Genomic DNA, 23,107 nt, shown 5'->3' with positions numbered 1-23,107 from the left:
AGCAAGCTGGATGCCGGACCAAGCCTGGCATGACGCAAGAGGTAAACTTGGAAATAGCTCGACCCGAACGGGCCGAGAGAAATAGGACTGGGGCAAGGATAGATAATGGCAATCACCAAGATCCTGATCGCGAACCGTGGCGAAATTGCATGCCGCGTCATCCGCACCGCGCGGAAGATGGGCATCAAGACCGTGGCGGTCTATTCGGATGCGGACGCGCGCTCGCCCCACGTCCTGATGGCGGATGAGGCCGTGCATCTCGGCCCGCCGCCCGCCGCCCAATCCTATCTGCTGGCCGACAAGATCATCGAGGCGTGCAAGGCAACCGGCGCGGACGCGGTTCACCCCGGCTACGGCTTCCTTTCGGAGCGCGAGAGCTTCCGCAAGGCGCTGGACGAGGCGGGCATCATCTTCGTCGGCCCCCCGGCCAATGCGATCGCCGCCATGGGCGACAAGATCGAATCGAAGAAGCTCGCCAAGGAAGCGGGCGTCAATGTCGTACCGGGCTATGTCGGCGTGATCGAGGACACAGAACATGCCGTCCGCATCTCCAACGAGATCGGCTATCCGGTGATGATGAAGGCTTCGGCTGGCGGCGGCGGCAAGGGCATGCGCCTCGCCTATTCCGAACTGGACGTTCGTGAAGGCTTTGAAGCGACCAAGCGCGAGGGCCTGAACAGCTTCGGCGACGACCGCGTGTTCATCGAGAAGTTCATCGAAAGCCCGCGCCATATCGAGATCCAGATATTGGGCGACCAGCACGGCAATATCGTGTACCTCAACGAGCGCGAATGTTCGATCCAGCGCCGCCACCAGAAGGTGGTCGAGGAAGCGCCCTCGCCCTTCGTCAGCCCTGAAATGCGCAAGAAGATGGGCGAACAGTGCGTCGCCCTGGCCCGCGCGGTCGGCTATTTCAGCGCGGGCACGGTCGAGCTGATCGTGTCGGGCGCGGACAAGACCGGCGACGGCTTCTACTTCCTGGAAATGAACACCCGCTTGCAGGTGGAGCATCCGGTCACCGAAGAGATTACCGGCCTCGACCTCGTCGAGCAGATGATCCGCGTCGCCAATGGCGAGGAACTGAGCTTCCGTCAGGAGGATGTGAAGATCAACGGCTGGGCGATCGAGAACCGCGTCTATGCCGAAGACCCCTATCGCGGCTTCCTGCCCTCGACGGGCCGCCTGATCCGCTACAATCCGCCCGAAGCCGGGACCGACGCAAGCGGCGCCAAGGTGCGCGTCGATGACGGCGTGGTCGAAGGCGGCGAGGTCAGCATGTTCTACGACCCGATGATCGCCAAGCTCATCACCTGGGCGCCGACCCGCCTGGAGGCGATCGACAAGCAGATCGCTGCGCTCGATCTGTTCGAGATCGAGGGGCCGGGCCACAATATCGATTTCGTCTCGGCGCTGATGCAGCATGAGCGGTTCCGTTCGGGCAACATCACCACCGGCTTCATCGCCGAGGAATATCCGGAGGGGTTCACGGGCGCTCCGGCTTCCGAAACGCTGCTGAAGAAGCTGTCGGCCGTTGGCGCCTTTGCCGCCATGGCGCAGGCCGATCGCGCCCGCCGGATCGACGGCCAGTTGGGCAAGAAGCTGAAGGCACCGACCGGCTGGCAGGTGAAGATCGGGGACGCCGTCCACGACGTCGTCATCAACGGCGATGACGTCACCGTCGATGGGGAACCGCTCGACATGGCGCTGGAATATACGCCCGGAGACCGGCTGGTCGAGGCGGAGTTCGGGGAGGAGCAGCTGGCGGTCAAGATCGCGCCTGTCCGCTCCGGCTTCGTGCTGACGGCGCATGGCGCGAGCCACAAGCTGCGCATCCTGCCCGCCCATGCGGCGGTCCATGCCGGGCATATGATCGAAAAGATCCCGCCGGATCTGTCGCGCTTCCTGATCTGCCCGATGCCCGGCCTGTTGGTCGCGCTGCATGTGCAGGAAGGCGACAAGGTCGAGGCAGGCCAGCCGCTGGCGGTGATCGAGGCGATGAAGATGGAGAATATCCTGCGCGCGCAGAAGGCGGGCGTGGTGAAGAGCGTGTCCGCCGCGCAGGGCGAAAGCCTGGCGGTGGATGCGATCATCCTCGAAATGGAGTGACCGGTTCGGGAGAATCCGGGCAAGAGCACGGGAGCGTTTTCGTTCGAGATGAAAACGCTCTAACAGGGGATCATGCATCTCGATCATGATCCCGCTTCTCCCGCTGGTGAGACCATCGGCTTTGACGCCTTTCTGAAAGTCGATATCCGTATCGGCACGATCCTGTCCGCCGAACCCTATCCGGAGGCGCGCAAGCCCGCATATAAGCTGCTGATCGATTTCGGGCCGGGCATAGGGCGCAAGAAATCGAGCGCGCAGATCACCGAAAATTACGAACTGCACGATCTGCCGGGGCGACAGGTCGCCGCGGTGGTCAATTTCCCGCCCCGCCAGATCGGCAAATTCCTGTCCGAAGTCCTGACGCTGGGTTTTGCGGATGAGGGCGGAGCGGTGATCCTGTTTGCGCCGGACCGGACCGTCCCCAATGGTTCCCGATTGTTTTAGGCGACGGCGGTTTCTGGCTGGTACGGATATGAAAATGCCTCCCCATGTCTCGATGGGGAGGATTGGAGACGTTCGCCTCTGCCGATGACGGCAGCACTTGCCGCTTCCTGCTCCTTCATTAAAGATGCCGGACCGAATGGAGGGGCGCGCAATGGGTGGGGAAGTGGCCGGGTCGGCCCATGTGATGGATGCAAGGCGCGACCGGCTGGTTATTGCCGCCTCCGCGATCGGCACCGTGTTCGAATGGTATGATTTCTACATCTACGGCGTGCTCGCGCCGATCATCGGACGCACATTCTTTCCCACCGACAATCCGACGGTGGAACTGCTTTACTCGCTGGCGGGCTTTGCCGTCGGGTTCGGGTTCAGGCCGCTGGGGGCCGCGCTGTTCGGCTATCTGGGGGACCGCTGGGGACGCAAATATACCTTCCTGGCCACCATCGTCCTGATGGGCGGGGCGACGGCCGGGGTCGGCCTGACTCCTTCGGCGGCCAGTATCGGGGCCGCGGCGCCGGTTATCCTCATCCTGCTGCGGATCGCGCAGGGGCTGGCGCTGGGCGGCGAATATGGCGGCGCGGCCATCTATGTCGCGGAACATGCCCCGGCGGGAAGGCGGGGCTTCTACACCAGCTTCATCCAGGCCGGGGTGATCGGCGGTTTCATCCTCTCGCTGATCGTCGTCGTCGGAACGCAGTGGGCCGTGGGCAAGGCGGCATGGGATGAATGGGGCTGGCGGCTGCCCTTCATATTCTCGCTGCTGTTGCTGGCGATTTCGCTGTGGATGCGGCTCATGCTGCGCGAAAGCCCGATCTTCGCGGCGATGAAGGCGGCGGGCGAACAGTCCCGCAATCCGCTCAAGGAGGCCTTCACCTATCCCGGCAACAGGCGGCGGATGCTGGTGGCGATGATCGGCATCGCGGCGGGCTTTACCGTCATTGCCTATACGGTGATGTTCCAGGCCCTCTATTTTCTGCAGAGCGGCCTGCATATCGCGCCGGGCGTCGCGCAATTGCTGGTGGGCGGCAGCGCCTTTGCCGGTGTCGGGGCCTTCCTTTTCTTCGGCTGGCTGTCCGATCGGGTGGGGCGCAAGAAGCCGATCGTCATCGGCTATGCGCTGGTGCTCGTGCTGCTGATGCCGCTTTATCATTTCATGGGAAGCACGGCCAATCCGGCGCTCACCCAGGCAGCGGATCGGGCGCCGGTGGTGGTGAGCGGCACCGATTGCCGCTTCGATCCCTTTGCCAAGGTTCAGCCGACCGCCTGCGGCAAGCTGCTCGACCATTTTTCCAAGCGCGGCATCTCCTACGAGAAGCGGGAGGCGGCGGCGCCATCGGTCAGCATCGGCGGCCGGGCGGTCACGGACCTCAGCGCCGTCGGGCTGGATGCGGCGCTGAAGGCGGCCGGTTACGATTCGAGCATGGTGACGCCGCACTGGCGGGATGCCATGTTGATCTTCCTGGCTCTGCTCTTGCTCTGGACCTTGTCGGGCGCGACCTATGGGCCGGTGGCGGCGCTGCTTTCCGAATATTTTCCGGCGCGGATACGCTATAGTTCGCTCTCCATCCCCTATCATGTCGGGACGGGCTATTTCGGCGGATTCCTGCCGCTGGTCAGCCAATATATCGTCGCGCGCACGGGCGATCCCTATGCGGGCCTGTGGTACACCATCGCGGTGGTCGCGGCGGCTTTGACGACCTGCCTGATTGCGCTGCCGGAGACGCCGGGGCGAAAATGGACGCCTGATGCCTCGACGGTGGGGCTGCCGGGCGCTATCCGCACAAGGATGAACGATTTTTCCGCTCCGTTGCGTCTGCGCCTGGATGGCGACGCGCTGCTGTCCAACTGGCGTTGGCTCAAGGGGCAGGGGGGCGCGGCGGCCTGCGGCGCGGCGATCAAGGCCAATGGATATGGATTGGGTGCGGCGGAGGTGATGCGGCGGCTGGCCGATGCGGGATGCCGTGACTTTTTCGTGTCCAACTGGGCGGAAGCGATTCTGCTGGAGCCATTGCTGGAGCCGGGCGTGTCGCTGTCCGTCCTGCATGGCGTGCGGGAGGAGGACATCGCCGTGGCGCTGGCGTCGCGGGCGCGGCCGGTGCTGTGCAGCGAGGGGCAGGTGGCGCGCTGGAAGGCGGCCGGCGGCGGTCCTTGCGATGTGATGGTGGATACCGGGATGAACCGGCTGGGACTGGGCTGGCGCGGGGATGTCGCGGCGCAGACGGAGGGGTTGCAACTCCGGACTTTGCTCAGCCATCTCGCGTCGGCAGATGAGGATACGCCGCTCAGTTCAAGTCAGCTGGAGCGCTTCACGGCGCTGAGACAGTCTGTCGCGGCAGAGCGCTACAGTCTCGCCAACAGCGCGGGGATTTGCCTGGGCACGGACTATGCGTTCGACATGACGCGGCCCGGCATCGCGCTCTATGGCGGCATCCCCAGGTTGGAAGCGGCGGCGCATATCCGGCAGGTCGTTTTTCCCGAGGCGCAGATTCTGCAACGGCGTCGCGTGCCGGCGGGCGATGCCATCGGCTATAACGCCACCCATGTCGCGGATACCGACATGGAGATAGCGGTCCTCAATCTGGGCTATGCCGACGGCTATCTGCGCGGCTTTTCGGGGCGGGGCGCGATGTATCGGGAACAGCAGCGCCTGCCGGTGATCGGGCGGGTGTCGATGGACCTGACGGCGGTCGATGTGTCTGGCGCGCCCGATATTGCGGAAGGGGAGTGGCTGACCGTCGATTATGCCCTGCCCGGTGCGGCCGCGATTTCGGGCCTGTCGCAATATGAGCTGCTGACGGGACTGGGGGCGCGGTTCGACCGGATCTGGGCCTGATTGTCGCCGATGCAAAAAGGGCCGCCTGTGGCTGGCGGCCCCCTTCTTCCTTTCACGGAACGCTTAACGCTCGATGCACATGGCAACGCCCATGCCGCCGCCGATGCAGAGCGTGGCAAGACCCTTCTTCGCGTCGCGCTTGGCCATTTCATAGAGCAAAGTGGTCAGCACGCGGGCACCGGACGCGCCGATCGGATGGCCGATGGCGATCGCGCCGCCGTTCACATTGACCTTTTCGGCGTCCCAGCCCAGTTCCTGACCGACCGACAGGGCCTGCGCGGCGAAGGCCTCATTGGCCTCGATCAGGTCGATGTCGGCCAGCGACCAGCCCGCCTTGGCCAACGCCTGGCGCGAGGCGGGCGCCGGGCCGATGCCCATGATCGAGGGATCGACGCCGCACGTGGCAAAACCGGCGATGCGGCCAAGGATCGCCGCGCCGCGCCTGCTGGCTTCCGCCTCCGTCATCAGGACCAGTGCGGCGGCGCCGTCATTGATGCCGCTGGCATTGCCCGCGGTCACGGTTCCGTCCTTCTTGAAGGCCGGGCGCAGGCCCTGCATCGCTTCGATGGTGGCTCCGGCACGGATATATTCGTCGGCGTCGACGATGGTGTCGCCCTTGCGGCCCTTGATCGTGACGGGAGCGATCTCGTCGGCGAAACGGCCGGAGGCGCGCGCGGCCTCCGCCTTGTTCTGGCTGGCGACGGCGAAGGCGTCCTGCGCCTCCCGGCTGATCTGATATTTCTCGGCCAGATTTTCGGCGGTGATGCCCATGTGATAATTGTTGAAGGCGTCGGTCAGACCGTCATGGACCATGGTATCGACCAGCGAAACCGGTCCCATCTTGGCGCCGCCGCGCAGATATTGCGCATGGGGCGCCAGCGACATGCTTTCCTGTCCGCCCGCGACCATGATGCGCGCGTCGCCCGCCCGGATGGCCTGGGCCGCCAGCGCGACGGAGCGCAGGCCCGATCCGCAGAGCTGGTTGAGACCGATGGCGGTGCGCTCGACCGGAATGCCGGCATTGACGGCGGCCTGGCGGGCGGGGTTCTGGCCCTGGCCCGCGGTCAGCACCTGGCCGAGGATGACTTCGTCCACTTCCTCGGGCGCGACACCGGCCTGGGCGAGCGCGGCGATGATCGCGACGCGCCCCAGCTCATGCGCCGGAGTCGAGCCGAATGCGCCCATGAAGCTGCCGACGGCGGTACGCTTGGCAGCGGTGATTACGATGTCTGACAATGCCTTGATCCTCAGTTCCGGGGGTGATTATTTTCGCAGCCGCACATATCATCATCCGCCATGGCTGGAAAGCCATTGGGACAGCGGCTCCCACAGGATCTGCCGCGCGCTGCCCCCCACGATCATGCCGACATGACCCAGCCGCAACGTCACATTCCGCTCCATTTCGGGCGCGGCGCCGGCGGGCACGATGCGGTCCGTCGCGGAACGGATTGAAAATGTGGGGCAAGCCAGTTGCGCCGGGTCGACCGCCTTTCCGTCAATCCGCCATTGGCCCAGTCCACTCGCATTTGCGGCATAGAAATGTTCGAACAGGTCGCGGCCCGCATCATAGGTGAGCGGGGGGCCTCCATTGGCCCAATCCTCGACCGCCAGAAAGGCATGTTCCTCGTCCGAACCCGCGGCCATATCCGCGAAGACGGCATATTTGCGGATGGTCCGGGCCGGGTCCATCGCCCAGAAGCCGGATTGCAGCACTTCCATCGGCACATAGCCCAGCCGCTGGCACAAGGGTTTCGCGCCGCGCCACAGGGCGCCGATCGCGTCGCGATCCGCCGGCGGGAAGCCATCGAAATTCCAGGGGGACGCGATTGCCGCGACAGCCCGGGACGGGTGCAGCGCCGCAGCGCCGATGACCAGATTTCCGCCCAGGCAATAGCCGACGAGAATGGGTGGACGCGGCAGGGCGGCCAGCATCGGCAGCAGCCGCTCGGTCACATGGCGGTCCAGCCCCAGATGGCCCTCGTCGGCCGCCGGACTTCCCCAATCGACCAGATAGGCATCATGTCCTGCTGCACTCATGTGGCGCAGCATGGAACGGCTGGACGAGAGATCGAGCACCTGCGGCGGATTGATCAGCGAGGGCACGAACACGATCGGCGCACGGCCGTTTTCCGTGCCATATCGAAGCAGCTTCGCGCTTCCCGCCGACGCGAAAACGGGCGGTGGCGGCGGCATGGGAGGGCGGCCAGCCTCCTGATATCGGCGCAAACCCTGGAACGCGCGCCGCCGCAGTTCGGGATCATCCTTCGTTTCGCGCCATAAAATATTGAGAAAAAGGGGTAAGGGCCGCGGCCCATGTTGCGACGCGGCATTCCCTTGTGCTAATGCGGAAAATGCAGGTGTGGGAGAGGTATCCATGGCCAAATCTAAGACCGCGAACGAATCCGAACCGGTCGTTATCAAGAAGTACGCTAACAGGCGGCTCTATAACACAGAAACGTCGAGCTACATCACTCTGGATCTTTTGTCGCAGATGACTCGTGAGGGGCGCGAGTTCGTCGTCGTCGATGCGAAGACCGGAGAGGACATCACGCATAATGTCCTGACGCAGATCATCATGGAGGAGGAGCAGCGCGGCAAGAATATGCTGCCCGTCAACTTCCTGCGCCAGCTGATCGCCATGTATGGCGACTCCATGCAGTCCATGGTGCCGCAATATCTGGAAGCGTCGATGGATGCCTTCCGCAAGAATCAGCAGCAGTTCCAGGAAGCCATGAAGGGCGCTTTCGGAGGAGGCCCGCTGGCCGAGATCGCCAAGCGGAACATGCAGATGTTCGAGGCGGCGGCGAGCGCCTTTGGCAGCGGCATGCCGGGGATACCGGGAATGCCGACGCCGTCGCCCGCTCCGTCGGCCGCGTCCGACGAGGCCAAGGACGATGAGATCGCCGAACTCAAGGCGCAGCTTGCGGCGCTGAACGCCAAGATCGACAAGCTGAGCTGAGCCTTCGGGGTCGACAGGGGCGGCGCGCTTGGCTTATGGCGCGCCATCCACTCGAATTTAAGGTCGACCCCCGTGAAGCATGCCCTTTCCGTTACCCGCGAACAGGATTTCGCCGCCTGGTATCAGGCCGTCATTTCCGAAGCCGATATGGCCGAGGAAAGCGGCGTGCGCGGGTGCATGGTCATCCGGCCGTGGGGCTATGGCATATGGGAACGCATGCAGAAGCTGCTGGACGATCGCATCAAGGCGACCGGCCATGAAAATTGCTATTTCCCGCTGTTCATCCCGCTTTCCTATTTCGAGAAGGAGGCCGAGCATGTCGACGGCTTCGCCAAGGAAATGGCGGTCGTCACCCATCACCGCCTGATCCAGAAGGACGGGCGGCTGGTGCCCGATCCCGAAGCGAAGCTGGAGGAGCCGCTGGTGGTCCGCCCGACTTCGGAAACGGTGATCGGCGCGGCTTTCTCCCGCTGGGTGCAGAGCTGGCGCGATCTGCCGGTGCTGATCAACCAGTGGGCCAATGTCGTCCGCTGGGAAATGCGCACCCGCATGTTCCTGCGCACCGCCGAATTCCTCTGGCAGGAGGGGCATACGGCTCATGCCAGCGTCGATGAGGCGATGGAAGAGACGATGAAGATGCTCGAAGTCTATCGCAGCTTTGCGGAGGAATGCGTGGCGCTGCCCGTCATCGCGGGCGAGAAGCCGGAGAATGAGCGCTTCCCCGGTGCCGTCGCCACCTATTCGATCGAGGCGATGATGCAGGATGGCAAGGCGTTGCAGGCGGGCACCTCGCATTTCCTGGGCACGACCTTTTCCCAGGCGCAGAATATCAGGTTCCAGAATGCCGAGGGGCAGCAGGAATTGGCGCAGACCACGAGTTGGGGCGTGTCGACGCGCATGATCGGCGGCCTCATCATGGTGCATGGCGATGATGACGGGCTGCGCGTGCCGCCGCGCGTCGCGCCCTATCAGGTCGTGGTGGTGCCGATGCTGCGCGATACCGAAGAGGATGCGGCGATCCTGGATTATTGCGGCGAGCTGGTGGCGCAGTTGAACAGGCTGGACGTGTTCCGCGAGCCGGTGCGCGCGCTGCTCGATCGCCGTCCGGCCAAGGCGGCGAACAAGCGCTGGGGCTGGGTCAAGAAGGGCGCGCCGATCGTCATCGAGGTCGGCGGGCGCGACGTGGCGGGCGGCAATGTCTCCGTCATCCGCCGTGACCAGCTCTATCGCGAGGATGGCAAGCTCGACAACCGGATCGTGGCGAAAGGCGACTTCCTTGGCACGGCTTGCGGCGTGCTGGAGGAAATCCAGCAGGCGCTGTTCGCGGACGCGCAGGCTCGCCTGCTGGAGAATATCGACAGGTCGATCACCTCGCTCGATGCGCTCAAGGCGTTTTTCGGGGCAAGCAAGAAGCCTGGTTGGGCATTGGTCCAGTGGTCCCGGCCGACGGGCCCGGCGCTCGACAAGGTGGTCGAGTGGCTGAAGGGTGAGAAGCTGACCCTGCGCAATGTGCCGGCCGATGCGGAAGCGGCGGACGGGACATGCCTGTTCACCGGCGAGAAAGCGGTCGAGCGGGTATTGGTGGGGCGCTCCTATTAGGTCCCTTTTTCTGAGGGGAGGGGTATGTTCATACAGTCCCTCCCCCCGGCCCCTCCCGCAAGCGGGAGGGGAGTTATAAGGGGGGCGTCAGCCGTTACAGCACATATTTGCTGAGGTCGGTGTTGCGCGCGACGGCCGAGAGTTGCTTGTCGACATAGGCGGCGTCGACCACCAGCGTTTCGCCCTGGCGGTCCTCCGCCTCGAAGCTCACATCCTCCAGCAGCTTTTCCATCACCGTCTGCAGGCGGCGGGCGCCGATATTCTCGACCTCGCTGTTCACCTCGGCCGCGATCCTGGCCACGGCGCGGATGCCGTCGGGGGTCAGGTCGATGGTGACGCCCTCGGTCGCCAGCAGCGCGCGATATTGCGCCACCAGGCTCGCCTTGGTGTCGGAGAGGATCGACACGAAATCATCCTCGGTCAGGGCCTTGAGCTCGACGCGGATCGGCAGGCGGCCCTGCAGTTCCGGCAGCAGGTCGCTGGGTTTCGCAACATGGAAGGCGCCCGAAGCGATGAAGAGGATATGATCGGTCTTGAGCGGACCATATTTGGTCGAGACCGTCGTGCCCTCGATCAGCGGCAGCAGGTCGCGCTGCACGCCTTCCCGGCTGACGGAGCCGCCGCGCACGTCGCTGACGGCGATCTTGTCGATCTCGTCGAGGAAGACGATGCCATTCTGCTCCGCACTGGCGATCGCCACGCGAGCGACGTCGTCCTGGTCCAGCCGCTTGTCCTGCTCTTCCTCGACCAGCTTGTCCCACGCATCAGCGACGCGCAGCTTGCGGCGCTTTTTCTGCTGCTGACCGAAAGCCTTGGACATCATGTCGGAAAGATTGATCATGCCAACCTGGCCACCCATGCCGGGGATTTCCATCGGCATGGAGGGGCTGTCGGCGACTTCCACCTCGACCTCGACCTCGTTCATCTGGTCGCTCTCGATCCGCTGGCGGAAGGAGAGGCGGGTGGCCTCGCTCGCTTCCTTGCCGGTGAGGGCGTCGAGCAGGCGGGCCATGGCGGCTTCGGATGCGGCTTCGCGCACTGCCTCGCGGCGGCGGTCGCGTTCCAGGCGCACGGCTTCCTCGACCAGATCGCGGACGATCTGCTCCACGTCGCGGCCGACATAGCCGACTTCGGTGAACTTGGTGGCTTCCACCTTGACGAAGGGCGCGTCGGCCAGCTTGGCGAGGCGGCGGCTGATCTCGGTCTTGCCGCAGCCGGTGGGGCCGATCATCAGGATATTCTTGGGCGTCACCTCATCGCGCAGGTCGGCGGAGAGACGCTGGCGGCGCCAGCGGTTGCGCAGCGCCACGGCGACGGCGCGCTTGGCATCGGCCTGGCCGATGATGTGCGCGTCCAGGGCGGAAACAATGGCTTTGGGTGTCAGATTGTCGTTCATGATATTCCGCAAATCTTCGTGAAAAGGCTCAGTTCACGCTTTCCAGCTCTTCGACGACGAGCTGGTCGTTGGTGTAGACGCAGATGTCCGCCGCCACCGCCATCGCCTTGCGGGCGAGGGTTTCGGCATCTTCCTCATATTCCATCAGGGCGCGGGCGGCGGCGAGAGCGAAATTCCCGCCCGAACCGATGGCCGCGACGCCGCCCAGCGGCTCCAGCACATCGCCATTGCCGGTCAGGATCAGCGTCACTTCCTTGTCCGCGACGATCATCATCGCTTCCAGGTTGCGGAGATATTTGTCCGTCCGCCAGTCCTTGGCGAGTTCGACGGCGGCGCGCATGAGCTGGCCGTTGTGGCGCTCCAGCTTGGTCTCCAGCCGTTCGAACAGGGTGAAGGCATCGGCGGTGGCACCGGCAAAACCGCCGATGACCGAACCGTCGTGCAGGCGGCGAACTTTCCGGGCGTTGGGCTTCATGACGGTCTGGCCCATGGAGACCTGGCCGTCGCCGGCCACGATCACCTTTCCATTCTTGCGTACCGACATGATGGTGGTGCCATGCCAGACCGGCATGGCGCTGGAGCGTTGGTCGTTCATGGCCCGCCATATGGGAGCGATGGCGACACCGCGCAAGCGCCCCACGCACAAGCGCCCAATCGTGTCATTTTCTGGACAGATTTATTTCAGTTCGTTCAGGAACCAGCCTGGCTCAATTGACATTGTGCATTGCAACACAGATCATGGCGTCATGTTGCAGAGAGGAAGATCCATGAACCTCGTTGACCCGTTTCTCAGGGCCAAGGCACAGGAAAAGGTCGAGCGCGCGGGAATATCCAACTATTCCTTCGACAATGATGTGCTGGTCATGTGCGGTGTCCGCTACACCATAGCCACCTGCGACTGTGGCGAATCCGACTGCGACGGCGTGCGTCTGGAAAAGGATGCGGCCTTAGGCGGCCGCATCCTTCAATGATCTAAGACCTGCTTTAGTGGATGGCCTTTTCCCCGGCGCTTCCGACGGATTCGATATCGCGTCCCGCACCCTTCACGGTATTGCAGGCAGCGAGGGAGGATAGAAGCAGCCCCGCAATGACGAGAGCAACGGTTTGACGCATGGGATAAGCACTCCTTTTGATAGCGTATCGATTATAACGCAGCAGCGGCCAATAAGTCCATTTTTCGAAAATGGTTCCGCGATGCGCTTGACAGGGCCTGCGGCGGATGCCAATGGCCGCCTCCTCCTTACAGGGGGCGCGTAGCTCAGCGGTAGAGCACACCCTTCACACGGGTGGGGTCACAGGTTCAATCCCTGTCGCGCCCACCATGACTTCAAGTCATGGCTGGAGAAATATAATTTCCCAACATTGATCTTTTCATCCGCATCGCGCTAATTCTTCAGCGCATGATGCCGCGCGTCTTCCGATCAGCGGCATGAGAGCAAGGGAAGATCATGTCGCCATATTGGAAAAGCGGCGCCGCCTTGGGCGCGCTGTTGTTGAGCGTTTCCGCTCAGGCCCAGGAAAAGCTTACATTGGAGCGCGTCTTTGCCAGTCCCGACCTGTCGGGACCACAGCCGCGCGCGCTGAAACTCTCGCCCGACGGCAAGCTGGTGACGTTGCTGAAACCCCGGACGGATGAGAAGGAGCGGCTGGATCTCTGGGCCGTCGACACTTCGACCGGTGCGGAGCGGATGCTGGTCGATTCGAAGAAGACCGGCACCGGGGCGGAACTGTCCGAAGCGGAGAAGATGCAGCGCGAGCGCGACCGGTCGGTGGCGGGCAATACCGGGATCGCCAGCTATGACTGGGCGCCGGACGGCAAATCGATCCTCGTGCCAGTCGATGGCGACCTCTATCTGGCGGCGCTGGACGGCAAGGTTACGCGACTCACCGATACGCCCGACGGCGAACTGAACGGGGTGGTCAGTCCCAGGGGCGGCTATGTCTCCTATGTGCGCGGCGGCAATTTCTTCGTGCAGCCCATGGGCGGCGCGGAAAGGCAACTGACGCAGGGGGCCAGCGATACGGTGAGCTGGGGCGTGGCGGAATTCGTGGCGCAGGAGGAAATGGACCGGCGCACCGGCTATTGGTGGTCGCCCGACGACAGGATGATCGCGGTCGCGCGGGTCGATGAAAGCCCTGTGGGTGTCGTGACCCGCACCGCCATCGGCGGCGAGGGCACCAAGGTCTATGAGCAGCGCTACCCCGCCGCCGGGACGGCCAACGCGCTGGTCGACCTCTATGTCATGAAGCCGGAGGGCGGCGCCCCGGTGAAGGTCGACCTGGGGGCGGAGAAGGACATCTATCTCGCCCGGGTGGACTGGTCGAAGGACGGCAGGACGCTCTATGTGCAGCGGGAGAGCCGGGACCAGAAGACGCTCGACCTGCTCGCCGTCGATCCGGCGACGGGCAAGGCGAAGGTGATCCTGACGGAGAAGGCCGGGAGCTGGATCAACCTCAGCAATAATTTCACGCCCCTGAAGGACGGCAGTTTCCTCTGGTGGTCGGAGAAGACCGGCCATGGCCATCTCTATCATGTGCGGGGCGGCCGGTGGACGGCGCTGACCGGCGGCGACTGGGAAGTGCGCGATGTGGTCGGCGTGGACGAGGGCAGGGGTCTCGTCTATTTCACCGGCAACAGGGAAACGCCGCTGGAGCAGCAGCTTTATGTGGCGCCGCTCGCCAAGGCCGGGCCGCTCCGGCAATTGACTGCGACCGGCTGGTGGAACGACGCGGTGATGGACAGGGCGGCCAGCCGGATCGTCGTGGCGCGCAGCAATACGGACCAGCCCAAGCAGGTCTATCTGGCCGACAGTGCGGGCAAGCAAATGCAATGGCTGTCGGAAAATGCGATCAGGGGCGACCACCCCTACGCGCCTTATCTCGCCAGCCATGTGAAGACGAAGTTCGGCACCATCCGGGCGGTGGACGGATCGACGCTCTATACCCGTATCATGACGCCGCCGCTGGAGGCGGGGAAGCACTATCCCGTCTTCATGCTGCATTATGGTGGGCCGGGCACCGGGCGGCAGGTCACCAACTCATGGGGGTCGCCCATCTATCAATATCTGGTGGACAGGGGCTGGATCGTCTTCATGGTCGACAATCGCGGCACGCCCGATCGCGGCAAGGCGTTCGAGGACCAGATCTACCATGCCATGGGCACGGTAGAGGTCGAGGACCAGCTTGCGGGCGTGAACTGGCTGAAGGCCCAGCCCTATGTCGATCCCCAGCGGATCGCGACCTATGGCTGGTCCTATGGCGGCTATATGTCGCTGAAGCTGCTGGAGAAGGCGCCGGGGGTGTTTTCGGCGGCGGTCGCGGGCGCGCCGGTCACGAAATGGGAATTGTATGACACCCATTATACCGAGCGCTATCTGGGCCAGCCGCAGGAAAAGCCGAGCGCCTATCCGGGTTCCGATGCGGTCGACGGCGCGGTGAAGATCAAGGATCCGCTGCTGTTGATCCACGGCATGTCGGACGACAATGTGGTGTTCGACAATTCGACCGCGTTGATGGCGAAGATGCAGGGCGCGGCCGTGCCGTTCGAGTTGATGGTCTATCCCGGCCAGACCCATCGCGTGGGCGGACCGGGCGTCAGCCTGCACCTCTGGCGCACGATCGAGGATTTCCTGGCGCGCCACGGTACGGCGCCGGAAAAGCCCGCCCAATAGTCCGGCCGGACGTTGCCGCGGCAGGACGTCCGCGGCAACGTCAAGCCTGAAAAGGCGGGCTTTGGCGCAACAAACCGCATAAAGCTGGACAAATGGCGCAACGGCGCTATGGCGCCCACTCCGCAATGCAAGCATGGAGTGGAGTGTTCAGTCATGGGTTACAAGGTCGTCGTCGTTGGTGCCACCGGCAATGTGGGCCGCGAGATGCTGACCATTCTCGCCGAGCGCGAGTTCCCTATTGACGAGATCGCGGCGGTCGCCTCGCCCCGGTCGCAGGGCACCGAAATCGATTTCGGTGACACCGGCAAGACGCTCAAATGCAAGAATATCGAGCATTTCGACTTCACCGGCTGGGATATCGCGCTGTTCGCTGCGGGCTCCGGCCCGACGGCGGAATATGCGCCCAAGGCGGCGGCGGCCGGTTGCGTGGTGATCGACAATTCGTCGCTCTACCGCATGGACCCGGACGTGCCGCTGATCGTGCCGGAAGTGAACCCGGATGCGATCGACGGTTACAAGAAGAAGAACATCATCGCCAACCCGAACTGCTCGACCGCGCAGATGGTTGTGGCGCTGAAGCCGCTTCACGACGCTGCGACGATCAAGCGCGTCGTTGTCGCCACCTACCAGTCGGTGTCGGGCGCGGGCAAGCAGGGCATGGACGAGTTGTTCGAACAGTCGCGCAACATCTTCGTCGGCGATCCGGCGGAACCCAAGAAGTTCACCAAGCAGATCGCCTTCAACGTGATCCCCCATATCGACGTTTTCCTGGACGATGGTTCGACCAAGGAAGAGTGGAAGATGGTCGCGGAAACCAAGAAGATCCTCGATCCCAAGGTGAAGGTCACGGCGACCTGCGTGCGCGTGCCGGTGTTCGTCGGTCATAGCGAGGCGCTGAACATCGAGTTCGAAAGGGAAATCTCCGCCAAGGAAGCGCAGGATATCCTGCGCGAGGCGCCGGGCGTGATGCTCGTCGACAAGCGCGAGGATGGCGGCTACGTCACGCCCGTCGAGTGCGTGGGCGACTATGCCACCTTCGTCAGCCGCGTGCGCGAGGATTCGACCATCGAAAACGGCCTGAACCTCTGGTGCGTCAGCGACAATCTGCGTAAGGGCGCGGCGCTCAATGCCGTGCAGATCGCGGAATTGCTGGGCCGCCGCCACCTCAAGAAGGGCTGAATATGGAGGGCGGCTGTCTCTGCGGAGGCGTGCGTTACACGCTGTCCGGAGAGCTGCCGCCCGCCTATGCCTGCCATTGCCGGGAGTGCAAGAAGCAGACGTCGAGTGCATTTTCGATGTCGGCGGTGGTTGCGTTCGCGCGCATTTCGGTGCGGGGTGAACCCAAATGCCACGAGCGGACAGCCCATAGCGGCGCGTCCAAGCAATGCTATTTCTGCCCCGATTGCGGCACGCGATTGTGGAACAGGTCCAGCGCTTCGCCCGGCAAGGTGACGTTGAAGATCGGCACGCTTGACGACAGCGCCGCCATAGTGCCGCAGGGTCATCTCTGGCTGTCCTACAAGCAGGCGGGAATATTCCTCGATCCGGATGTGCCCGGCTTCGACACGCAGCCCGACGATCTTTCTGCCTGGCGGGAGAGCCTTTGAAGAACGTCCCTTACCATGGATCGTTGCCGCGTCCTCAAAGGGCGATGCTGGCCGTACTGGTCGCGGCCATCGCAGCCGCCAATATCGATCAGCCCTATCCCGAACTCGCCCCGCTCCAGCATGGACCGACGGTGGTGCTCGCCATGGCGACGCCCTGGCTGTTGCGGCGTTGGCCTTTGTCGAACGGGGCAGTCGGGTGCATCCTGGTCTTCCTGCTGCTCCATACGTTGGGCGGGCGCTATATCTATTCCTATGTGCCCTATGACGATTGGGCGCGGGCCGTCAGCGGACATGATATTTCCGGTACTTTCGGTCTGGCGCGCAACGGATATGACCGGTTGGTGCATTTCGCCTTCGGCGCTTTGTTGACGGCGCCCTTCGCCCAGGTCGCGCAGCGTCATGGCGGCTTGCGGATGGCATGGAGCCTGGCCTTCGCCTTTTTCGCGGTCGGTTTCGTCAGCGCAATCTACGAGATTTTCGAATGGCTGCTGACGGTGATCGCCGCCGGGCAGACCGCCGACTGGTATAATGGGCAGCAAGGCGACATCTGGGATGCGCAGAAGGATATGGCATCGGCGCAGGTCGGCAGCCTGCTGGCGCTGATAGGGCTTCGTTTCGCTCGACAAGGGCGGGCATAGGCCATATCCGCGAAACCCCGTCATTTTCAGGAGTAGCCGCGTGTCCGACCTGTCGATCGAGAAAAGGGAGATCAGGGGGTTGGGCGGGCTGCCGATCGCCGTGCATGTTGTCGGGCAGGGTCGCGATCTCGTCCTGATCCACGGCTATTTTTCCAACGCCTTCACCAACTGGATCCGTTACGGTCATGCGGCGAGACTGGTGGAGGCGGGGTTCCGCCTCATCATGCCGGACCTGCGCGGCCATGGCGAAAGCGGCAAGCCGCACGACGCCGCGGCCTATCCGCCCGACGCGCTGACCGAGGACAATCTGGCGCTGGTCGAGCAGCTTGGGCTTACCGACTATGATCTGGGCGGCTATTCGCTCGGCGCGCGGACGACGGTGCGGATGCTGGCGCGGGGCGCGACGCCGCGGCGCGTGATCCTGGCAGGCATGGGGTTGACGGGGCTTGTCCACACTCTGGACAAGGGCGGCTATTACAGCAATGTGCTGACCAACCTCGGCACGTTCGAGCGCGGGACATCCGAATGGATGACCGAAGCCTTCCTGAAGACCACCAAGGGCGATCCGGTGGCGATGCTGCACATTCTCAATACCTTCGTCGATACGCCGGAGGAGGTCATTGCCGGCTTCTCCCAGCCCACCGAAGTGATCTGCGGCGCCGACGACCGGGACAATGGCGTGGCCCAGGAACTGGCGGAACTGCTGCCCAATGGCCGCTATGTCGAGATCCCAGGCAATCACATGAATGCCGTGACCCGCAAGGAACTGGGCCAGGCGATGGTCGATTTCCTGGCCGCCTGACCCGATCGTTCAGCGGAAGGGCGGCTCGTTGAAGGCGCGCAGCTTGCGGCTGTGCAGCTTCGGTCCCTCCTGCCGCAGCAGTTCGCAGGTCATGAGACCGACGCGCAGATGCCCGGCAATGGCTTCCTCATAGAAGCGGTTGGCCTGTCCCGGCAGCTTGAGTTCGCCATGGATCGGCTTGTCGGAGACGCAAAGCAGCGTTCCATAGGGCACCCGGAAACGATAGCCCTGCGCGGCGATGGTTGCCGATTCCATGTCGATGCCGACCGCGCGGGACAGGCTGAACCGCAGGGCGGAACTGGAATAACGCAATTCCCAGTTGCGGTCGTCCGTCGTGACGACCGTGCCGGTACGCAGACGGCGCTTGAAATCCTCCCGGTCGTTGCCGCCCAGCACGGCCTCCGCCGCCCTGGCGAGGGCCACCTGGACTTCGGCGATCGCGGGCACCGGGATTTCGGGCGGCAGCATCTCGTCCAGCACATGATCGTCGCGCAGATAGGCGTGGGCGAGCACATAGTCGCCGATCCGCTGGCTGGGACGCAGGCCGCCGCAATGGCCGATCATCAGCCAGGCCTCTGGCCGTACCACCGCCAGATGATCGCAGATCGTCTTGGCGTTGGAGGGGCCGACGCCGATGTTCACCAGGGTGATGCCGCTCCGGTCCGGCGCGATCAGGTGGTAGGCCGGCATCTGGTGCTTGCGCCAGGCGCTGTCCGCGATCATCTGCGCCGGGTCTGCGGTTTCCGGCGTCACATAGACGCCGCCCGCGCCGGAAAGCGCGGTGAAGCGGCTGCCTTCCCGCTGCAATTCCGCGCAGGCCCAAGCCACGAACTCGTCCACATAGCGGTGATAATTGGTGAAGAGGATGTAGCGCTGCACATGTTCGGCCGGGGTGCCGCTATAATGTTTCAGGCGGGCGAGCGAGAAATCCGTCCGCAGCCCGTCGAACAGGGCGAGGGGCCGCTCCCCTTCCGCATCCGGCATGAACAGGCCGTCGGCGATCTCGTCCCCGATCTCCGCCAGTTCGGTCGCCGGGAAATGGCGCGCCAGTTCGGTCGGGGGCGTGCCGTCCAGGGCGCTCATGTCGAGGCCGTCCAGCACATAGGGGAAGGGAATGGGCTGATCGCTGACCGCCGTATTCACCTCCACCCCATAGTCGCGGACGAGGAGATCGATCTGTTCGGCCAGATAGTCGCCGAACATCGACGGCCGCGTGACCGTGGTCACATATTGCCCCGGCTTGGACAGGCGCGCGAAGGACCGGCCCGGCGGCGGCGCGTCCGTTTCGGCACGATGGGTGATGCGCAGTTCGGGATAGCAATAGCGGCGATCCGTCCGGGCTTCGGGCGGCGGCACGCTGCCGTCGCTGGCATAGGCCCGCATGGCTTCTCGAAGATTATGGATCGATGTCTGATAGATTTCGTCGAGTTCCGCGACGATGCTGTTGCCGATGCTTCTGGTCATCGACTCTTGGTAACGCAGTTGCATGACGGAAGAAAGATGCGCGCCCGATCGCTCCAGCGCGCATCCTTGCGGAAATCAGATCTGCTCGAGCATATATTCGGCCGACGACACGTTGAAATCGCCCGGCGCTTCCACATTCAGTTCCGCGACGACGCCGTCTTTGACGATCATCGAGAAGCGCTGGCCGCGCTCGCCAAGGCCGAAAGCGCTGCCGTCCATGGTGAGGCCCACGGCCTTGGCGAATTCGCCATTGCCGTCCGCGAGCATCGTCACCTTGCCGTCCGCATTGGCGGACTTGCCCCAGGCGCCCATGACGAAGGCGTCGTTGACGGCGGTGCAGGCGATTTCATCGACGCCCTTGCCCTTCAGCGCTTCGGCCTTGTCGACGAAACCGGGCAGGTGACGGGCTGAGCAGGTCGGCGTGAAGGCACCGGGGACGGAAAAAAGCGCAACGGTGCGCCCTGCGAAATAGTCGTCCGAAGCCACCTTTTCCGGGCCGTTGTCGGTCATCTTGACGAAAGTGGTGCTGGGGATGCGGTCGCCCTTGGAAATGGTCATTTTTGGTCTCCTGGCCTTGTGACGTCCGGCACGTCGGACCTGGGGCCCCTTCTGTCAAGGGGATGAAGGTGGAATATGCCGCGCCGCCTTCCCCAAGCGACAGCCCGCCATTGGCAAAGACGGCAAGGGGCGTATAGTCGCAACATGACCAAGCCACGTTCCTATGCCGGCCAGTTCCTGCTTGCCCTGCCGGGTATGGAGGATGCGCGTTTCGATCATTCGGTCATCGCCATGTGCGTGCATGATGAAAATGGCGCGCTGGGGATCGCCGTCAGCGACGAGATCGATGGCGTCAGCCTGCACGACCTGCTGGAGAGTTTCGACATAGAGCCGGGGGATGTCCCCGATGTTCCGGTGCTGCGCGGAGGGCCGGTGGAGCCGCGCCGCGGTTTCGTGCTGCATTCGCTCGACTGGACCGGGCACGACATGGTCGAGGTGGGGGAGGGCTGGGGCCTGTCCGGCTCGCTGGAGATATTGAAGGCCATCGCCGAAGGAAAAGGTCCGAGTCGCTATCTGGTCGCGCTGGGCTATGCCGGATGGGGAGCGGGGCAGTTGGATCAGGAAATGGCGGGAGAAAGCTGGTTTCCTGCGGCGTGCACGGCCGACCTGCTGTTCGAGGTCCCGGCGGCGCGCAAATGGTCCGCCGCCTATGCCGCCGCCGGAGTCGATGCTTCCCATCTGGTAAGCGGTGCCGGGTCCGCCTGACGCAATCCGGCCCGTCCGGCCGTTTGTTTCCGTAGCGTAACTGAATATTTCACGGTAAAATCCCGCTAACCCTTGTCATAGAGGTTCCGGCAACCCGGCAGGCGCACCCTGGTCGTTGGGCAATTGGACGGGGGTTCAAACCATGAGGAAACTGATCGCAGCGGCGCTTGCCGCGACGATGCCGCTTGCGCCGGCCACGGCGGCGACCTGCTGGAAGCAGACGGCGGTGGAAGCGGCGCAGATTCGCGACTTCGAGATGATGCTGATGGTGTCGGCCTTGCGATGCAGGGCGACCGGCAACGATTTCCTGGCCAGCTATAATCGCCTTATCCGGGAAAAGCGGGATGCGTTGACGCAGGTGAATGATGAACTGCGCGAGCATTTCCGGGACGCGGCCGGGCCGGTCGGCGCCCTGAGCGCCTATGACAATTATGTCACCGGGCTTGCGAACGTCTATGGAGCGGGCGCCGACGGCCTGGCCTGCCGCGATCTCCAGTCGATCACTGACGCGGCCAACGCCTTGCCGCCTACCCGTTCTGCCCTGCTGGAACTGTCCGATGCCGCCGGGGTCAGCCCGCATCTGTCGGGCGCGCGTTGCGACATGATGGTGGCGGTCGCTGGAAAAGTACGGAAATCCGGGGATCAGGAGCCTGTATGGGTGGCATCGCGGGGGCCGGCGGATTAACACATAAAGAAAACTTTATATTGAGTTGCCTTCGACGGCGGCGATTGGTAAAGCCCAGCCCATCGCCGCCGTTTCGCTCATTTGCGATCGGCCCAGCACATTCTTGACCAATGGAGACACGCTCGTGGCCACCGCACCCGCCACCCAGGCGCAGGATTATGTGATCCGCGACATCGCCCTTGCCGCTTTCGGCCGCAAGGAAATCGAGATCGCCGAAACCGAAATGCCCGGCCTCATGGCCCTGCGCGCCGAATTCGGCGCTGCCCAGCCGCTGAAGGGCGCGCGCATCACCGGTTCGCTGCACATGACGATCCAGACCGCCGTTCTGATCGAAACGCTGGCCGATCTCGGCGCGGAAATCCGCTGGGCATCGTGCAACATCTTCTCGACGCAGGACCATGCCGCCGCCGCCATCGCCGCGCGGGGCATCCCCGTCTTCGCCGTCAAGGGCGAGACGCTGGAGGAATATTGGGACTATGTCATCCGCATCTTCGACTGGGGTGATACCACCTGCAACATGATCCTGGACGACGGCGGCGATGCCACCATGTTCGCGCTGTGGGGCGCCCGCGTGGAGGCCGGAGAAGAGCTGTTCACGCCCGGCAACGAGGAAGAGGAAATCTTCGTCGCCACGCTGAAGCGCTTCCTGGCCGAGCGTCCGGGCTACCTCACCAGGACGGTTGCCGCCATCAAGGGCGTGTCGGAAGAGACGACCACCGGCGTCCATCGCCTCTATGAACTGGCGAAGAAGGGCAAGCTTCCCTTCCCGGCGATCAACGTCAACGACAGCGTCACCAAGTCGAAGTTCGACAATCTCTACGGCTGCAAGGAATCGCTGGTCGATGCGATCCGTCGCGCCACCGATGTGATGCTGGCTGGCAAGGTCGCCTGCGTCGCGGGCTTCGGTGACGTCGGCAAGGGTTCGGCCGCTTCGCTGCGCAATGGCGGCGCCCGCGTGCTGGTGACCGAAATCGATCCGATCTGCGCCCTGCAGGCCGCGATGGAGGGCTATGAAGTCGTGACGATGGAAGAAGCGGCGACCCGCGCCGACATCTTCGTCACCGCGACCGGCAACGAAGCCGTCATCACCGTCGACCATATGCGCGCAATGAAGAATATGGCGATCGTCTGCAATATCGGCCATTTCGACAGCGAGATCGAGATTGCCGGTCTGGGCAACATGCAGTGGACCGAGATCAAGCCGCAGGTGGACGAGGTTCAGTTCCCCGACGGCAAGAAGATCATCGTCCTCGCCAAGGGCCGCCTGGTGAATCTGGGTTGCGCGACCGGCCATCCGAGCTTTGTCATGTCTTCGTCCTTCACCAACCAGGTGCTGGCGCAGATCGAACTGTGGACCAAGTCGGACCAGTATAAGAATGAAGTCTATGTGCTGCCCAAGCATCTGGACGAGAAGGTGGCCGCGCTTCACCTGGAGAAGCTGGGCGTGAAACTGTCCAAGCTGACGCCGAAGCAGGCCGCCTATATCGGCGTTTCGGCGGAGGGGCCGTTCAAGCCCGATCATTACCGCTACTGAGCGGATGGGAAGGGGAGGCTTCGGGCCTCCCCTTTTTTGGCGCGCAGGCGATGATCCTGCGACATGAGAAATAAATCTTCCATCGGACCGCTTCACGCTGCATCCGACT

21 protein-coding genes, 1 tRNA gene and 1 pseudogene are annotated in these 23,107 nt (G+C 63.7%); 16 read left to right on the top strand and 7 right to left on the bottom strand.

From position 1 onward, the window contains the following. Nucleotides 1–105: 105 nt before the first annotated feature. The 4 genes and pseudogenes from MJ601_RS00415 to alr all read left to right on the top strand — a co-directional run bounded on the left by MJ601_RS00415 (nucleotide 106) and on the right by alr (nucleotide 5,380). The gene (locus MJ601_RS00415; RefSeq protein ID WP_242122612.1) at nucleotides 106–2,106 is read left to right on the top strand and encodes an acetyl-CoA carboxylase biotin carboxylase subunit; all 2,001 of its coding nucleotides are present in this window, start codon (nucleotides 106–108) and stop codon (nucleotides 2,104–2,106) included. A gap of 72 nt (nucleotides 2,107–2,178) precedes the next feature. Then, nucleotides 2,179–2,550: a tRNA-binding protein gene (locus tag MJ601_RS00410; RefSeq protein WP_242122611.1), complete on the top strand. Its 372-nt coding sequence runs from the start codon at nucleotides 2,179–2,181 to the stop codon at nucleotides 2,548–2,550. A gap of 151 nt (nucleotides 2,551–2,701) precedes the next feature. Then, nucleotides 2,702–4,279, top strand: a pseudogene (locus MJ601_RS00405) (MFS transporter); the annotation flags it as partial. A gap of 54 nt (nucleotides 4,280–4,333) precedes the next feature. After that, complete coding sequence (gene alr / locus MJ601_RS00400) at nucleotides 4,334–5,380, top strand: alanine racemase (protein WP_242122910.1); 1,047 nt, start codon at nucleotides 4,334–4,336, stop codon at nucleotides 5,378–5,380. Nucleotides 5,381–5,443: 63 nt separating this feature from the next. Here the strand turns inward: alr and MJ601_RS00395 are convergent, their stop codons facing one another. Next, complete coding sequence (locus MJ601_RS00395; protein ID WP_242122610.1) at nucleotides 5,444–6,616, bottom strand: acetyl-CoA C-acetyltransferase; 1,173 nt, start codon at nucleotides 6,614–6,616, stop codon at nucleotides 5,444–5,446. Nucleotides 6,617–6,667: 51 nt separating this feature from the next. Next, the gene (locus MJ601_RS00390) at nucleotides 6,668–7,756 is read right to left on the bottom strand and encodes an alpha/beta hydrolase (protein WP_242122609.1); all 1,089 of its coding nucleotides are present in this window, start codon (nucleotides 7,754–7,756) and stop codon (nucleotides 6,668–6,670) included. On the opposite strand from MJ601_RS00390, the gene phaR reads away from it, so the two are divergent. Together phaR and MJ601_RS00380 are read left to right on the top strand one after the other, a co-directional pair. Further along, complete coding sequence (gene phaR, locus MJ601_RS00385) at nucleotides 7,755–8,339, top strand: polyhydroxyalkanoate synthesis repressor PhaR (protein WP_242122608.1); 585 nt, start codon at nucleotides 7,755–7,757, stop codon at nucleotides 8,337–8,339. The two genes, MJ601_RS00390 and phaR, sit on opposite strands and share 2 nt — an antisense overlap. A 72-nt stretch (nucleotides 8,340–8,411) precedes the next feature. Then, a complete protein-coding gene (locus tag MJ601_RS00380) occupies nucleotides 8,412–9,938 on the top strand; it encodes an aminoacyl--tRNA ligase-related protein (protein WP_242122607.1) in 1,527 nt (508 codons plus the stop codon). Nucleotides 9,939–10,032: 94 nt separating this feature from the next. On the opposite strand, the gene hslU is transcribed toward MJ601_RS00380, so the two are convergent. Next, complete coding sequence (gene hslU, locus MJ601_RS00375; RefSeq protein ID WP_242122606.1) at nucleotides 10,033–11,334, bottom strand: ATP-dependent protease ATPase subunit HslU; 1,302 nt, start codon at nucleotides 11,332–11,334, stop codon at nucleotides 10,033–10,035. A 28-nt stretch (nucleotides 11,335–11,362) separates the two neighbouring features. Further along, on the bottom strand, nucleotides 11,363–11,929 hold the full coding sequence (gene hslV / locus MJ601_RS00370; RefSeq protein WP_281061183.1) for an ATP-dependent protease subunit HslV: 567 nt from the start codon (nucleotides 11,927–11,929) through the stop codon (nucleotides 11,363–11,365). Between the two features lie 172 nt (nucleotides 11,930–12,101). On the opposite strand from hslV, the gene MJ601_RS00365 reads away from it, so the two are divergent. Next, nucleotides 12,102–12,305 (top strand): hypothetical protein, encoded by a 204-nt coding sequence (locus MJ601_RS00365; protein ID WP_242122908.1) that lies wholly within the window; start codon nucleotides 12,102–12,104, stop codon nucleotides 12,303–12,305. 13 nt (nucleotides 12,306–12,318) lie between these two features. Here MJ601_RS00365 and MJ601_RS00360 read toward each other — a convergent pair whose 3' ends face one another. After that, nucleotides 12,319–12,447 carry an entericidin A/B family lipoprotein gene (locus MJ601_RS00360; RefSeq protein ID WP_242122605.1) on the bottom strand — a complete coding sequence of 43 codons (129 nt, stop codon included), beginning with the start codon at nucleotides 12,445–12,447 and terminating at the stop codon, nucleotides 12,319–12,321. Between the two features lie 134 nt (nucleotides 12,448–12,581). Here MJ601_RS00360 and MJ601_RS00355 point away from each other — a divergent pair. From MJ601_RS00355 to MJ601_RS00330, 6 genes are all read left to right on the top strand, one after another. Continuing rightward, nucleotides 12,582–12,656: transfer RNA gene (locus MJ601_RS00355), tRNA-Val, on the top strand. A 126-nt stretch (nucleotides 12,657–12,782) separates the two neighbouring features. Continuing rightward, nucleotides 12,783–15,005: a S9 family peptidase gene (locus MJ601_RS00350; RefSeq protein ID WP_242122604.1), complete on the top strand. Its 2,223-nt coding sequence runs from the start codon at nucleotides 12,783–12,785 to the stop codon at nucleotides 15,003–15,005. Nucleotides 15,006–15,158: 153 nt separating this feature from the next. After that, nucleotides 15,159–16,184, top strand: coding sequence for an aspartate-semialdehyde dehydrogenase (locus tag MJ601_RS00345; protein ID WP_242122603.1), 1,026 nt, complete (start codon nucleotides 15,159–15,161; stop codon nucleotides 16,182–16,184). 2 nt (nucleotides 16,185–16,186) lie between these two features. Next, nucleotides 16,187–16,612, top strand: coding sequence for a GFA family protein (locus MJ601_RS00340; RefSeq protein WP_281061182.1), 426 nt, complete (start codon nucleotides 16,187–16,189; stop codon nucleotides 16,610–16,612). Between the two features lie 44 nt (nucleotides 16,613–16,656). Continuing rightward, nucleotides 16,657–17,250: a DUF2238 domain-containing protein gene (locus MJ601_RS00335; protein WP_242122907.1), complete on the top strand. Its 594-nt coding sequence runs from the start codon at nucleotides 16,657–16,659 to the stop codon at nucleotides 17,248–17,250. A gap of 40 nt (nucleotides 17,251–17,290) precedes the next feature. After that, nucleotides 17,291–18,052, top strand: a complete 762-nt coding sequence (locus MJ601_RS00330; RefSeq protein WP_242122601.1) for an alpha/beta fold hydrolase — start codon at nucleotides 17,291–17,293, stop codon at nucleotides 18,050–18,052. Nucleotides 18,053–18,061: 9 nt separating this feature from the next. On the opposite strand, the gene MJ601_RS00325 is transcribed toward MJ601_RS00330, so the two are convergent. Next, nucleotides 18,062–19,516: an AMP nucleosidase gene (locus MJ601_RS00325; RefSeq protein WP_242122600.1), complete on the bottom strand. Its 1,455-nt coding sequence runs from the start codon at nucleotides 19,514–19,516 to the stop codon at nucleotides 18,062–18,064. Nucleotides 19,517–19,591: 75 nt separating this feature from the next. After that, the gene (locus MJ601_RS00320) at nucleotides 19,592–20,074 is read right to left on the bottom strand and encodes a peroxiredoxin (RefSeq protein WP_242122599.1); all 483 of its coding nucleotides are present in this window, start codon (nucleotides 20,072–20,074) and stop codon (nucleotides 19,592–19,594) included. 144 nt (nucleotides 20,075–20,218) lie between these two features. Between MJ601_RS00320 and MJ601_RS00315 the strand changes: the two genes are divergently transcribed. The 3 genes from MJ601_RS00315 (at nucleotide 20,219) to ahcY (ending at nucleotide 22,998) form a co-directional block, all read left to right on the top strand. Beyond that, a complete protein-coding gene (locus tag MJ601_RS00315) occupies nucleotides 20,219–20,779 on the top strand; it encodes a YqgE/AlgH family protein (protein WP_242122598.1) in 561 nt (186 codons plus the stop codon). Between the two features lie 142 nt (nucleotides 20,780–20,921). Next, entirely contained in the window at nucleotides 20,922–21,464 is a 543-nt protein-coding gene (locus MJ601_RS00310) for a hypothetical protein (RefSeq protein ID WP_242122597.1), read from the top strand. A gap of 124 nt (nucleotides 21,465–21,588) precedes the next feature. Further along, nucleotides 21,589–22,998 carry an adenosylhomocysteinase gene (gene ahcY / locus MJ601_RS00305; RefSeq protein WP_242122596.1) on the top strand — a complete coding sequence of 470 codons (1,410 nt, stop codon included), beginning with the start codon at nucleotides 21,589–21,591 and terminating at the stop codon, nucleotides 22,996–22,998. Nucleotides 22,999–23,107 lie beyond the last annotated feature (109 nt).

The organism is Sphingobium trunci, from assembly GCF_022664535.1.
GTDB lineage: Bacteria > Pseudomonadota > Alphaproteobacteria > Sphingomonadales > Sphingomonadaceae > Sphingobium.
Note: the sequence above shows the minus strand (reverse complement) of the source record. Positions and strands in the feature narration are given on the sequence as shown.